Annotated in this window: 12 protein-coding genes; 10 read left to right on the plus strand and 2 right to left on the minus strand. The window is 72.1% G+C overall.

Features of this window, described 5'->3' with window-relative positions; translation table 11 throughout:
* Positions 1 to 152: 152 nt before the first annotated feature.
* Positions 153 to 383 carry a winged helix-turn-helix domain-containing protein gene (locus AB0J68_RS14695; RefSeq protein WP_139586398.1) on the minus strand — a complete coding sequence of 77 codons (231 nt, stop codon included), beginning with the start codon at positions 381 to 383 and terminating at the stop codon, positions 153 to 155.
* Positions 384 to 673: 290 nt separating this feature from the next.
* On the opposite strand from AB0J68_RS14695, the gene AB0J68_RS14700 reads away from it, so the two are divergent.
* The 6 genes from AB0J68_RS14700 to AB0J68_RS14725 all read left to right on the plus strand — a co-directional run bounded on the left by AB0J68_RS14700 (position 674) and on the right by AB0J68_RS14725 (position 5,790).
* Positions 674 to 919, plus strand: coding sequence for a hypothetical protein (locus AB0J68_RS14700; RefSeq protein ID WP_354854422.1), 246 nt, complete (start codon positions 674 to 676; stop codon positions 917 to 919).
* Positions 920 to 1,128: 209 nt separating this feature from the next.
* Positions 1,129 to 2,328: a substrate-binding domain-containing protein gene (locus AB0J68_RS14705; RefSeq protein ID WP_266246453.1), complete on the plus strand. Its 1,200-nt coding sequence runs from the start codon at positions 1,129 to 1,131 to the stop codon at positions 2,326 to 2,328.
* Between the two features lie 3 nt (positions 2,329 to 2,331).
* The gene (locus tag AB0J68_RS14710; RefSeq protein WP_354854420.1) at positions 2,332 to 3,075 is read left to right on the plus strand and encodes an ABC transporter ATP-binding protein; all 744 of its coding nucleotides are present in this window, start codon (positions 2,332 to 2,334) and stop codon (positions 3,073 to 3,075) included.
* Positions 3,075 to 3,800 carry an ABC transporter ATP-binding protein gene (locus AB0J68_RS14715; RefSeq protein WP_354854418.1) on the plus strand — a complete coding sequence of 242 codons (726 nt, stop codon included), beginning with the start codon at positions 3,075 to 3,077 and terminating at the stop codon, positions 3,798 to 3,800. Before AB0J68_RS14710 ends, AB0J68_RS14715 begins: the two co-directional genes overlap by 1 nt.
* The gene (locus AB0J68_RS14720; RefSeq protein ID WP_354854416.1) at positions 3,800 to 4,690 is read left to right on the plus strand and encodes a branched-chain amino acid ABC transporter permease; all 891 of its coding nucleotides are present in this window, start codon (positions 3,800 to 3,802) and stop codon (positions 4,688 to 4,690) included. The genes AB0J68_RS14715 and AB0J68_RS14720 overlap by 1 nt, the downstream gene beginning before the upstream one ends.
* Positions 4,687 to 5,790: a branched-chain amino acid ABC transporter permease gene (locus tag AB0J68_RS14725; protein ID WP_355067738.1), complete on the plus strand. Its 1,104-nt coding sequence runs from the start codon at positions 4,687 to 4,689 to the stop codon at positions 5,788 to 5,790. The genes AB0J68_RS14720 and AB0J68_RS14725 overlap by 4 nt, the downstream gene beginning before the upstream one ends.
* 226 nt (positions 5,791 to 6,016) lie before the next feature.
* On the opposite strand, the gene AB0J68_RS14730 is transcribed toward AB0J68_RS14725, so the two are convergent.
* Positions 6,017 to 6,838 carry a hypothetical protein gene (locus AB0J68_RS14730; protein ID WP_355067736.1) on the minus strand — a complete coding sequence of 274 codons (822 nt, stop codon included), beginning with the start codon at positions 6,836 to 6,838 and terminating at the stop codon, positions 6,017 to 6,019.
* A 142-nt stretch (positions 6,839 to 6,980) separates the two neighbouring features.
* On the opposite strand from AB0J68_RS14730, the gene AB0J68_RS14735 reads away from it, so the two are divergent.
* The 4 genes from AB0J68_RS14735 to AB0J68_RS14750 all read left to right on the plus strand — a co-directional run bounded on the left by AB0J68_RS14735 (position 6,981) and on the right by AB0J68_RS14750 (position 12,211).
* Positions 6,981 to 8,786, plus strand: coding sequence for a BTAD domain-containing putative transcriptional regulator (locus AB0J68_RS14735; RefSeq protein ID WP_363938869.1), 1,806 nt, complete (start codon positions 6,981 to 6,983; stop codon positions 8,784 to 8,786).
* Positions 8,787 to 8,795: 9 nt separating this feature from the next.
* Positions 8,796 to 10,925 (plus strand): DEAD/DEAH box helicase, encoded by a 2,130-nt coding sequence (locus tag AB0J68_RS14740; protein ID WP_363938871.1) that lies wholly within the window; start codon positions 8,796 to 8,798, stop codon positions 10,923 to 10,925.
* 133 nt (positions 10,926 to 11,058) lie between these two features.
* On the plus strand, positions 11,059 to 11,289 hold the full coding sequence (locus AB0J68_RS14745) for a heavy metal-associated domain-containing protein (RefSeq protein ID WP_354854407.1): 231 nt from the start codon (positions 11,059 to 11,061) through the stop codon (positions 11,287 to 11,289).
* Complete coding sequence (locus tag AB0J68_RS14750; RefSeq protein WP_363938872.1) at positions 11,282 to 12,211, plus strand: hypothetical protein; 930 nt, start codon at positions 11,282 to 11,284, stop codon at positions 12,209 to 12,211. Before AB0J68_RS14745 ends, AB0J68_RS14750 begins: the two co-directional genes overlap by 8 nt.
* The last annotated feature ends 103 nt before the right edge of the window (positions 12,212 to 12,314 follow it).

Raw genomic sequence — 12,314 nt, forward strand, 5'->3', positions numbered from 1 at the left:
TTGCTGCATCAGGGCTGGCGGACGCAGCAACAACGGGGAAGTTGTGCGGATCTTCTCGTGCTCGACCCGCCTTTGACGGCGGTCGGCGACTGTGGAAGTGGCGAGCGCCGACGACGAGGAGGCGCGGGGGGCGCGGGGACGGTGGCGGGGCGTCAGCGTCCGGGATGCTCGGCGACGTAGGTGCCACGCCCCGGCTGGCCGGTAATCAGCTCACGGTCGTGCAGCAGTGAGAGCGCCCGCGACGCGGTGTTCATGTGGACGGCGTAGCTCTCGGCGAGTTCCCGAGTGGAGGGCAGCTTGTCGCCCGGCTTCAGCTCGCCGCTCTTGATCTTCGCGGCGATCTCGTTGGCGATGCGCCGATAGGGCGCTTCTGCTGTGGGCATGGTGAGGACTCCGGTTGGTTCGGCTCCTCGATCATGCCGGCCTACACCAATATCTGCAACAAGCTGCAATGTCGCCGCCGCGAACCGTCGACCTACACAAGTATTTGGGGTAGGTTGCTGGATGTCCGGCTCCGGTTGGTTCGGCAAACCTCGGAGTTTGGGCCACTGGTTGGCTCCGCGTTCGTACCGCCGCCGTCGAAGGCTGCGGGCGTGGGGCCGGGCGGTCCGGTGGGCGTCCCCTACCCGCACACCGGGCCGCCCTCCAGGTCGACGAGTCGAGGGTGGTGGTCGTGAGTAGTGCGAGGGAGCGCTTCGTGGTGCATCTGCCGGTCGTGGCCGCTGATCTGCCGGGGGCGCTGCGGTTCGCTCGGGCGATCACGCGAGCGCTGGGTTTCCTCGCCGACGTGGACCGGGCGGAGACGACGGTGTCGGAGGAGGACGCTCAGTGCGTACGACATCGGGTTTTCTGTGACCACCTGCTGGCCGGTCGTCGGCGGTGCCCGCGCCCGGCGGACCACGACGGGCCGTGCGGCTGAGCCCGGATGGCTCGGGGCGACACACCTGTCGATCCATCCGTGGCGCTTCGGGCCATCGGGGGGTCCGGGTCGAGGATGGTAGTGCGGTCCGCTGTAACCCCCGGCCACCCCCTTCCTGTTACTTGTGTGTTTCCGCCACATAGCTCGTGGGTGACGTCACTTCTAGCGTGAGCCGACAACACAGCATCCTGTCCTCACCTGGAGTCGCGATGACGGTCCGGCACACGCGGCGGGCGTTCCTCTCCGCCGCCACGATGATGGCTGCGGCGCTCGCCGCAACGGCCTGTGGTAGCCCGCAGGACACCGCCACCGGCGGCGGCGACAGCGCCGCCCCGGTCAAGGTCGGCCTGGTGTACTCCCAGTCGGGAGCCCTGGCCAGCTATGGAAAGCAGTACGTCGAGGGGTTCAAGGCGGGGTTGGACTTCGCCACCAAGGGCACCGGCAAGGTGGGTGACCGGAAGATCGAGCTGACCGAGGTCGACGACGCCGGCGACCCGGCCAAGGCGGTCTCCGCCGCGAAGGACCTGATCGGCAAGGGTACGAAGATCATTGCCGGCTCGACCGCGTCCGGTGTGGCGCTCCAGGTCGCGCCGATCGCGGCGCAGAACAAGGTTCTCTTCATCTCCGGCCCGGCCGCGACCGACGCGGTGACCGGGGCGAACAAGTACACGTTCCGCTCCGGCCGGCAGTCCTACCAGGACGTGGTGACCGCCAAGTCGTTCATCGGCGACCCGGCCGGCAAGAAGGTCGTGGTCTTCGCCCAGGACGGCGCGTTCGGCGACGCCAACGAGGCGGCCGTCAAGGCGGTCATCGGTAGCGCCGGCGCCACCGTGAGCAGCGTCCGGGCGCCGGCCAGTGCCACCGAGTTCACGCCGTTCGCCAGCCAGATCAAGGCCGCCAAGCCGGACCTGCTCTTCGTGGCCTGGGCCGGCACGACCGCCCCGGCCATGTGGCAGACGCTCGACCAGCAGGGTGTGCTTTCCTCCACCACGGTCGTCACCGGCCTGGACATCCGGGCCTCCTGGCCGACGTTCGGGGCGGCCGGCGCGAAGATCTCCTTCCTGTCGCACTACTTCGACGGTGCGTCCGACACCGAGGCCAGCAAGGCGCTCAAGGCCAAGGTGAACACCATCGACCTGTTCCACCCGGACGGTTTCGCCGCCGCCCAGATGGTGGTCCGCGCGGTGCAGGAGGGCGGCGACGACGTCGACAAGATGGTCACCGCGCTGGAGGGCTGGAGCTTCGACGGGGTCAAGGGCAAGATGACCATCCGGGCCGCCGACCACGCGCTGCTCCAGCCGATGTTCCAGGCCAAGCTGACCGGCAGCGGCACCGCCTTCACGGCGACCGCGCAGAAGAGCCTCACCGGTGACGAGACCGCGCCGCCGGCCGTGGCGATGAAGGGCTGATTCATGCTCGCCACCCGCGGTCTGACCTGGCGGATCGGTGAGGTCGCCATCGTCGACAGCGTCTACCTCGACCTGGCGCCCGGGGAGTTCCTGGGCGTGATCGGGCCGAACGGCGCCGGCAAGACCTCACTGTTCAACCTGATCACCGGCCTGCGCCGGGCCACGGAGGGTCGGATCACCCTGGACGGGCAGGACATCGGTGGGCTTGCGCCGCACCGGCGGGCCCGCCTCGGTCTGGGCCGTACCTTCCAGGCGTCGTCGGTCTTCGGCTCGCTCAGCGTGCGGGAGAACGTCCGGCTCGCCGTGCAGGCGCACCGCGGGGGCTCGATGGCGCTGTGGCGGCGGGCGGCGGCCGACCGGGAGGTCGCCGCCGCCGCCGACGCGGCGCTCGACCGGGTCGGCCTCGCCCACCGGGGTACGGCGATGGCCGGCACCCTGGCACACGGCGAGAAGCGCAAGTTGGAGATCGCTCTGCTGCTGGCCGGTGAGCCGCGGGTGATGCTGCTCGACGAGCCGATGGCCGGCGTCAGCGCCGAGGACGTGCCCGAGCTGGTCGCCGTCATCAAGTCGTTGACCGGGGACAGCGGTCGGGCGGTGCTGATGGTCGAACACCACATGGACGTGATCCTCGAACTGGCCGACCGGATCGCCGTCATGCACCACGGCGCGCTGCTCGCCTGCGACACCCCGGAGACGGTGATGGCGAACCCCACCGTGCAAGAGGCCTACCTGGGGGAGTCGCTCTGATGGAACCGATCCTCAGCGTGGAGGACCTGTCGGTCCGGATCTCCGGGCTGCACATCCTCCAGGGGGTGTCCTTCACTGTCGCCCCGACCGGGGTGACCGTCCTGCTCGGCCGCAACGGGGTCGGCAAGACCACCACGCTGCGCGCAATCGTCGGCCTCACCCCGCCCGCCGGCGAGGTCCGCGGCACCATCCGGATGGGTGCGCAGAGTTTGCTGGCCCGCCCCACGCACCGGCTGGTCCGCGGCGGTCTCGGTTACGTGCCCGAGGACCGCTGCGTCTTCGCCGGCCTCACCGTCGCGGAGAACCTGCGGCTCGCCGAGCGGCGCGGCACCACCCCGGCGTACGACAAGGTCTTCGCGCTCTTTCCGGAGCTGGACCGGCGCGGACGCCAACGGGCCGGTTCGCTCTCGGGCGGGCAGCAGCAGATGCTCGCGATCGGGCGGGTGCTGCTCAACGACAACCGGCTGCTGCTGGTCGACGAGCCGACCAAGGGGTTGGCGCCGAAGGTGGTGACCGAGGTGGCCGAGGTGTTGGAACGGGTCGCGGAGTCGGTGCCGGTGCTGCTCGTCGAGCAGAACCTGGCGGTGGTACGCCGGCTGGCCCGCGACGCGGTGGTGCTGGCCGCCGGCAAGGTGGCCTGGACCGGCGACGCCCGGGAGCTGCTGTTGGAGACGGCGCTGACCAAGTCGCTGCTGGGTGTGGGCTCGGCGGAGGTGAACCACTGATGGGCACCGTGATCCTCTTGACGCTGACCGGGCTGGGCCTGGCGGCGCTGTACTTCCTCGTCGCGTCCGGCCTGTCCCTCGTCTTCGGCCTGGCCGACGTGCTCAACTTCGCGCACGGACTGTTCCTCGGCGTCGGCGCGTACGGCACCTGGTGGGCGGCGGGCAATCTGCCCGGTGCCGGCGGCGACGGGTTCGGCTTCGTGTTCGCGGTCGCCTTCGGGGTGGCCGCCGGCACGCTGGTGGCGATCCTGGTCGAGCTGGTGCTGATCCGCCCGCTGTACTCCCGCACCATCGAGCAGGTGCTGGTCACCGTCGGGCTGTCGCTGGCCGGGGTGGCGTTGCTCCAGGCCACCTGGGGTGCGGACGCCCGGCCGTTTCCCCGGCCGGACTGGACCCGGCAGGTGACCGGGATCCTCGGCGCGCAGGTGCCCAACGGTGGCCTGCTGCTGATCGTCGCGGCGGTGCTGGTGCTCGGCGCGATCCTGGCGTTCCTGCGGTGGACCCGCTACGGCCTGGTGATCCGGGCCGGGGTGGAGAACCGGGAGATGGTGACCGCGTTGGGCATCGACGTCCGCAAGGCGTTCACCCTGGTCTTCGCGATCGGTGGGGCGGCCGCCGCGCTCGCCGGTGCGCTCGGCGGGGTCTACTTCGGCACCGTCTCGCCCGGGCAGGGCGGCTCGCTGCTGATCTTCGCGTTCATCGTGGTGGTGATCGGCGGGATGGGCTCGGTGGTCGGCTCCGCGTACGCGGCGGTCGTGGTCGGGCTGGTGCAGCAGTTCGTCAACTACTACGGCACGTCCGGGCTGGGCGACATCTGCGTGGTCGGCCTGCTGGCCGTGGTGCTGCTGCTGCGCCCGCAGGGCATCGCCGGAAAGGTGGCAACGGCATGACGGTGATCGACGCGCCTCCCGCGCAGGTGCCCGACGAGTTGACCCCGCAGCGGGGGCGGTGGCACCGGGTCCGCCCGTTCCTGCCGCTTGTCGCGCTGGCCGTGCTGGCGATCCTGCCGTACTCGACGATCTCCCTGCCGGGGATCTTCGAGGGGCCGGTCAACTCACCCGGCACCCTGCAACTGCTCGCCATCTGCCTGATCTTCGGCGGGCTGGCGGCCGGGTACGACCTGCTCTTCGGCCGGACCGGGATGCTCTCCTTCGGGCACGCGCTGTACTTCGCCGCCGGTGTCTACGGCACCGACATCCTGGTCACCCGGGCCGGCCTGCCGCTGTGGCAGGCGGCGCTGCTGACCATCACCGGGGGAACCATCCTCGCGGCGCTGCTCGGCGCGGTGGCGCTGCGGACCGTGGGCATCGCCTTCGCCATGGTCACCCTCGCCTTCGCCCAGGTCGGCGCGATCCTGGTGGCCCGGGACTTCGGCGGGCTCACCGGCGGCGAGGAGGGTCTGCCGCTGGACGTGTCCGGGCTGCCCGCCGGGCTGGTCGGGGTGACCAACACGGTCAACCTGTACTGGTTGGCGCTCGCGTACCTGACGCTTGTGGTGTTCGTGGTGCACCGGGTGAGCGGGTCGCCGACCGGTCGGGTGCTCGCCGGGCTGCGCGACGACGAGCGGCGGATCGGCGTGCTCGGGCTGGACCCGTACCGCTACAAGCTGGTGGCGTTCACCCTGGCCGGCGGGCTGGCGTCGACGGGCGGGGTGGTCTACGTCCTGATCGTCGGCGGCGCGTCGCCGCACATCACCTCGTCCGAGCTGACCCTGTCGCTGCTGGTCATGGTGGTGCTCGGCGGGCCGGGCACCCGGTGGGGGCCGGTGCTCGGTGGGGTCCTCTACATGTACCTGGACCACCGGCTCACCGCGTTCGGCACGAGCGACGCGGTCGACAACCTGCCGGCCGTCCTCAGTCACCCGCTGAGCCAGCCCCTGTTCGTCCTGGGCACGGTCTTCATCCTGGCCGTCTACTTCTTCCCCGGAGGCATCACAAGCCTCGCCCCCCGCCTGGCCCACCTGACCAGATCCCTCCGCCCCCCACGCTGACCCCTCTGTCGATCATGAAGTTATTGCCACGACACGCCGTCGCGGATGGCGATAACTTCATGATCGACGGGGTTCTGTGGATGGCCGAGGGGCACGGCGGCTCGGTCCTCGGCCGCTGAGCACGCCACGCCGACCCGCAGCGCACTCAGCACGCCACTGTCCGCGGACGACGACAGGGCGGCGGCCCCCCGTGTGGCCGCCGCCCTCTGCGTCGTGGGTCAGCCGATCAGCCGTTCAACAACTCGTACGCCATCGCCGGCGCCTTCGTGGCGGCGGCGCCGGTCGGCACGCTGATCTTCGGCGCGCTGCCGTAGTCGGCGTACTTGACGACGTAGTCGTACGCCTTCGCCTTGCCGGCGGCCGGCATCTTCAACGTCAGCGAGGCCAGGTGCTTGTCCGCGCCGACCACCGCGGTGAACGGCACCTTCTTGGCGGCCTCCCCGAGGGCCGCCGCCTCGCCCTCCTCCAGCGCCTTCGACGCCTCCGGCTCGCTCACGTCGATGAACCCGACGTACTGACCGGGGCTCTTCTCCTCGACCGAGGTGGCCGCCTGGATCAGCGGACCGGCGTTGCCCTGGTCCACACCGTCGTAGGACGGGACGCTCTCGGCGTCGGTCAGCTTCGCGCGGTCCAGCTTCATCCACTTGTCGGGGAACTTCGGCAGGCCGGGACGGCCGCTGAGCTTCACCTTCACCCAGTACTGCTCCTCGATCACCAGGAACGACATCTTCAACGCGATGCCGTCGGAGTCCGGCGGCATGACCATGTTGAGTTCGAGTCCCTTCGCCGCCGGGTCGACCCGGCCGTCGACGGTGCTCGACGCGTCCTTGCCGCTCAACCGGAACGCCCCCTCGGTGCCGTCCGGGACGGCGTCGAGGAGCGCCTCCTTCGGACTGACGCTCGGGCTGGCGGACGGGCTGCTCTGTGGCGCCGCGGCCGGTTCGCTCTTCGACCCGCAACCCGCGAGCAGGGTGGTCGCGGCCAGCACGGCGGCGGCCGTACCGACCGTCCGTCGGATGGTGCCGGCGGTGCCCGTTGCCTGTGTCATCGCACTTCTCTTTCTCGCTGCCTGGCTTCTGCCGACGACGATGCTGCCGGCCGGCACGGCGGTTCGGCTGCCGATATGCTGCCGTCCGGCTGCCGGGCACTGCCGTCCGGCGCTCGCGGGGGTGTCAGGAGCGGAAACTCGCATGTCAGGACAGCTGCGTTTCGAGATCCTCGGGCCTCAGCGGGCCTGGTACGCCGACCGGGAGATCGACCTCGGTCCCGGCAAGCAGCGCGCGGTGCTCGCCGTACTGCTGCTCTCCGCCGGCCGCTCGGTCTCCACCGGGCAGATCGTCGAGGCGGTCTGGCCGGAGGACCCGCCCGCCAACGGCCCGAACGTGGTGCAGAAGTACGTGGCCGGTCTGCGCCGGGTGCTGGAACCGGACCGGTCGCCGCGTACGCCGGGACAGGTGCTCAGCCTCACCGACGCCGGCTACCTGCTCCGGGTCAGCCCCGAGGCGGTGGACGCGGTCCGCTTCGAGCGGTTGGTGCACCGCGCCCGACAACGCCGCGCGGAGGGCCGTGCCACCGACGCGGTGACCGAGCTGGCCGCAGCCCTGGCCCTGTGGCAGGGGGAACCGTTCGCCGGCTTCACCGGGCCGGTCTTCGAGGCGGCCCGGCAGCGGTTGGTGGAGCTGCGGGCCGTGGCGCTGGAGACCCGGGCCGAGCTGATGGTGGACCTCGGGCGGCACCGCGAGATGGCCGGGGAGCTGGTGGAGCTGGTGGCCGAGTTCCCGGTTCGGGAACGGCTACGGCACCAGCTCATGCTGGCGCTCTACCGCAGTGGGCGGCAGGCGGAGGCACTCGCCGCGTACCGGGAATTCGCGGACCTGCTCCGCGAGGAGTACGGCATCGAGCCGGGTGAGGCGCTCCGCGTGTTGCACGGGCGGATACTGCGCGCCGACCCGACACTGGTGGTGGAAAAGCCGGCGAACGAGCCGGAGTCACCCCTGCCCGCGACCGCGGGATCCGTCGCGGTGGTGCCGGCCCAGGAGCGGGCAGCCGAGTCAGGCCACCCAGCCGACCCGGTCTCCGCCGTTCCGCCGCCCGTTCCGCCGCCGGCCGCGTTCCCGCCGCCGGCCGCCGTTCCGCCGCCCACCGCGTTCCCGCCGATGCCGCGGGACGAGTACCCGGTGCGTGGCACCCCACCCCGGCGGGCGCGGCGGTGGGTCAGCATCAGCACCGCGATCGTCGCCGCGCTGATCGGGGTGCTCTCCTTCGGCCTGCTCACGTGGCTGGTGGTGCTGGTCTACGCGGTGTGGCGACGGAGCTGGCGACACGGGCTCGCCTCCCTCGGCTACCTGTCGGTGATGGTCGCGTTCATCGGCATGGTCGGCTCCGGTGACTCGGACGACGTGACTGCCGTCGACGTCGTCGCGATCATCACCTGGCTGCTCACCTGGCTGCTCGGCGTCCTGCACACGCTCCTGCTCAACGGTGCGATCTGGTCAGCGATCACCGGCCGAGGCGCGGCGCCGGCCGGGGCGGTCGCCGACGAGCGCCGGGTCCGCCGTGAGCAGGCCCGCTACCTGCTGTACCACTACCCGGCGGCGCGGCATGAGTTGCGCATCGGCCGGCCCGACCTGCCCCGTACCTTCGACGACGGGGGCCTGGTGGACGTCAACGCGGTCCCCGAGACGACGATCGCCGAGCTGCCCGGGATCACCGCCGAGCAGGCCCGGCAGGTGGTGGTGGACCGCTGGCTGCGTGGCCCGTTCGGTTCGATGGAGGACCTGGCCGCTCGCTGTCTGCTCCCGCTGCTGCTCACCGACTCCCTCCGCGACCACCTCGTCTTCCTTGCCCCGACGCCGGGCCCGACGACCGTGCTCCCGCAGCAGACCGCCGCCCACCCGCAGCAGACCAGCTCTCCGCCCCAGCAGACCAGCTCTCCGCCCCAGCAGACCAGCTCTCCGCCGCAACAGGCCGGAGGGGATGTCCGCCCCAGCTGGTAGAAATGCCGGATGGGCGACGAACGGGCGGCGGTACGGGAGCGGGCCGAGGCGGTGCTGCGCCGGCTGGCCGGTGAGCACGCCCGACTGCGCGAGGATCAGTGGCGGGCCATCGAGGCGTTGGTCGTCGACCGGCGACGGGTGCTCTGCGTGCAGCGCACCGGTTGGGGCAAATCAGCCGTCTACTTCGTGGCCACCGCCCTGCTGCGCGACAGCGGGCAGGCCGACCAGGCCGGCCCCACCGTCATCGTGTCGCCGCTGCTGGCGCTCATGCGCAACCAGGTGGAGGCCGCCGCGCGGGCCGGCATCCGGGCTCGCACGATCAACTCGGCGAACCTCGACGAGTGGGACGAGATCACCGCCGAGATCCAGGCCGGCGCGGTGGACGTGCTGCTGATCAGCCCGGAGCGGCTCAACAACCCGGACTTCCGCGACGGCGTGCTGCCGAAGCTGGCCGCGACCACCGGGCTGCTGGTGGTCGACGAGGCGCACTGCGTCTCCGACTGGGGGCACGACTTCCGACCGGACTACCGGCGGCTGCGTACGTTCCTCGCCAACCTGCCCGGGCGCACGCCCGTGCTGGCCACCACCGCCACCGCCAACGCCCGGGTCACCCAGGACGTGGCCGAGCAGTTGGGCGACGCGCTCGTCCTGCGCGGCACGCTGGACCGCGAGTCGCTGCGCCTCGGCGTCCTCGACCTGCCCAGCCCGGCGCACCGGCTGGCCTGGCTCGCCGACCACCTGGATGAGCTGCCCGGGTCCGGCATCGTCTACACGCTGACCGTCGCGGCAGCGGGGGAGACGGCCGAGTTCCTGCGCTCGCGGGGCTATCCGGTCGCCTCGTACTCGGGGCAGACCGACGACGCCGACCGGCGGGCCGCCGAGCAGGACCTGCTCGACAACAAGATCAAGGCGCTGGTCGCGACCAGCGCGCTCGGCATGGGCTTCGACAAGCCCGACCTGGGCTTCGTCGTCCACCTCGGCGCACCACCCTCGCCGATCGCGTACTACCAGCAGGTCGGCCGGGCCGGCCGCGCCGTCGAGCACGCCGAGGTGCTGCTGCTGCCCGGTGTCGAGGACGCCGCGATCTGGCGCTACTTCGCCTCGCTGGCGTTCCCGCCGGAGCAGCAGGTCCGCGCCGTGCTGGCCGCCCTGCACTCCGACCGTCCGCTCTCCACCCAGGCCCTCGAACCCCTCGTCGACCTGCGCCGGGCCCGCCTGGAGCTGATGCTCAAGGTGCTCGACGTGGACGGCGCGGTCCGCCGGGTGCGCGGTGGCTGGCTCGCCACCGGCGAGCCCTGGGTCTACGACGAGGCCCGGTTGCGCCGCGTCACCGAGGCGCGCACCGTCGAGCAACAGGCCATGCGGGAGTACGCGTCGACGTCCGACTGCCGGATGCGGTATCTACGCGAACGCCTCGACGACACCGCCGCGACCGACTGCGGCCGGTGCGACAGGTGCGCCGACCCGCTCTTCGCCGCCGACGTGTCGACGGCAGCGCTCGCCGCCGCGCAGACCTTCCTCGGTCGCCCCGGCGTGGAGATCGCCCCGAAGAAGCTCTGGCCGACCGGGCTGGACGCGGTGGGCGTACCCCTGAAGGGCCGGATCGCCCCCGCGGAGCAGGCGCTGCCCGGCCGTGCGGTCGGGCGCCTCTCCGACCTGGGCTGGGGTGGCCGGCTGCGGGAGCTGGTGGGCCCGGAGGCGCCCGACGTGCCGGTGCCCGACGACGTCGCCGGCGCGGTGGTCGAGGTGCTGAAGGCGTGGGCGCACGGCGACGATCCGTGGCCCCGCCGCCCGGTCGGCGTGGTCGCGGTGGGCTCCCGCCGGCGGCCCCGGCTGGTCGGCTCGCTGGCCGAGCGGATCGCCGCAGTGGGCCGGCTGCCGCTGCTCGGCGCGGTCACCCCGACCGGCCCGGACGGCCCCGGCGGGCCGCGCGGCAACAGCGCCCAGCGGGTACGCGCGCTGCACGACGCCTTCACCGTGCCGGCCGACCTGGCCGACGCGCTGGCCGCGCTGGAGGGGCCGGTGCTGCTCGTCGACGACCTGGTCGACTCGGGTTGGACGATGACGATGGTGACCCGCGCGCTGCGGCGGGCCGGTGCTCCCGACGTGCTCCCGCTCGCTCTCGCCGTGGCCGGCTGAGCCGCCGTTCGCGATCGCGGAGGTCGGTGGGCGGCTGCGGGGCGGAAAGTTCCCGGGCCGCGCGGATTGCGACGGTCGCCACGCCGCCCCGGCGTCGGTCAGGGCTGGCCGGGCGCGGCGGTACGGTGGCCGCATGACCGATCAGCAGCCCGTCACCCGCGCGTACGCCGTCACCGGCATGACCTGCGCGCACTGCGTGCGTGCGGTCACCGACGAGCTGTCGGCGCTGCCCGGTGTGCGGCAGGTCCAGGTCGACCTGGCCTCCGGCACCGCGACGGTGACCAGCGACAGCCCGCTGCCCGACGAGTCGGTGCGGGCGGCCGTCGACGAGGCCGGCTACGTGCTGGACGCTGGCGGTGCCTGAGCAGGCCGCCACCGCGCCGGACCGGAGCACGGTCCGGCTGGCCCTGGTGGTCGGCGGGCTGGTGCTCGCCGTGCTGCTCGGGTTCGGCCTCGGTCGCATGAACGGCACCACCACCGGCGGCAGCAGCGCTGCGGCACTGACCGCCGACCACACCCACCCGCCGGGCACCGGGGCCCACGACCACGGGTCCGTGACGGGCGCCGACCAGGGCGCTGCCGCCGAGCCCGGCGGTCTGTCGGTCAGCTCGGCCGGATACACGCTCGTCCCCCTGGCCACCGAGTTTCCGGCCGGCCGCCCCGGGCAGTTCCGTTTTCAGGTACGCGACGTGCAACGCCGCCCGGTCACCCGGTTCGCCGTCGTGCACGACAAGCCGATGCACCTCATCGTGGTCCGTCGGGACCTGACGGGCTACCAGCATCTGCACCCGACCATGGCGGCGGACGGCACCTGGACGGTGCCGGTGACCCTCGCGCAGCCCGGCGTCTGGCGGGCGTACGCCGACTTCACGGTGGTCGCCGACAACGGCGGCCAGAGCGCGCTGACCCTCGGGGTGGACCTGGTCGTGCCGGGCACGTACGAGCCGCGTTTGCTGCCCGTCCCGGCGACCTCGACGACGGTGGACGGGTTCAGCGTCGCCTACCAGGGCAGCCCGCAGGCCGGTGTCACGGTGCCGCTGACCTTCCGGATCGACGGCGCGGACGGTGACGCGGTGCTGGAGCGCTACCTCGGGGCGTACGGCCACCTGGTGGCGCTGCGCGAGGGCGACCTGGGCTACCTGCACGTGCACCCCGAACCGGAGCTGGCCGACGGCCAGGTGAAGTTCTGGCTGACCACCCCGGGCCCGGGCCGTTACCGCCTCTACCTCGACTTCCAGGTAGCCAACCAGGTCCACACCGCCGAGTTCACCCTGACGGTCCCCTGACCCCCGGCCTCCCGCCCGCCCCCCGGGGGCCACCCCCGTTGATCATGAAGTTATTGCCACTCGCGTCGGCGTGTCACGGCAATAAATTCATGATCGACGCGCG

This window comes from Micromonospora sp. NPDC049580 (assembly GCF_040675595.1).
In the GTDB taxonomy this organism is placed as follows: Bacteria; Actinomycetota; Actinomycetes; order Mycobacteriales; family Micromonosporaceae; genus Micromonospora.

Bases quoted from the DNA above. Each gene is read 5' to 3' on its own strand.
- AB0J68_RS14710 (WP_354854420.1), top strand. From the start codon at position 2,332: ATGCTCGCCACCCGCGGTCTGACCTGGCGGATCGGTGAGGTCGCCATC.
- AB0J68_RS14740 (WP_363938871.1), top strand. From the start codon at position 8,796: ATGGGCGACGAACGGGCGGCGGTACGGGAGCGGGCCGAGGCGGTGCTG.
- AB0J68_RS14695 (WP_139586398.1), bottom strand. From the start codon at position 383: ATGCCCACAGCAGAAGCGCCCTATCGGCGCATCGCCAACGAGATCGCC.
- AB0J68_RS14730 (WP_355067736.1), bottom strand. From the start codon at position 6,838: ATGACACAGGCAACGGGCACCGCCGGCACCATCCGACGGACGGTCGGT.
- AB0J68_RS14735 (WP_363938869.1), top strand. From the start codon at position 6,981: ATGTCAGGACAGCTGCGTTTCGAGATCCTCGGGCCTCAGCGGGCCTGG.
- AB0J68_RS14725 (WP_355067738.1), top strand. From the start codon at position 4,687: ATGACGGTGATCGACGCGCCTCCCGCGCAGGTGCCCGACGAGTTGACC.
- AB0J68_RS14715 (WP_354854418.1), top strand. From the start codon at position 3,075: ATGGAACCGATCCTCAGCGTGGAGGACCTGTCGGTCCGGATCTCCGGG.
- AB0J68_RS14720 (WP_354854416.1), top strand. From the start codon at position 3,800: ATGGGCACCGTGATCCTCTTGACGCTGACCGGGCTGGGCCTGGCGGCG.
- AB0J68_RS14745 (WP_354854407.1), top strand. From the start codon at position 11,059: ATGACCGATCAGCAGCCCGTCACCCGCGCGTACGCCGTCACCGGCATG.
- AB0J68_RS14705 (WP_266246453.1), top strand. From the start codon at position 1,129: ATGACGGTCCGGCACACGCGGCGGGCGTTCCTCTCCGCCGCCACGATG.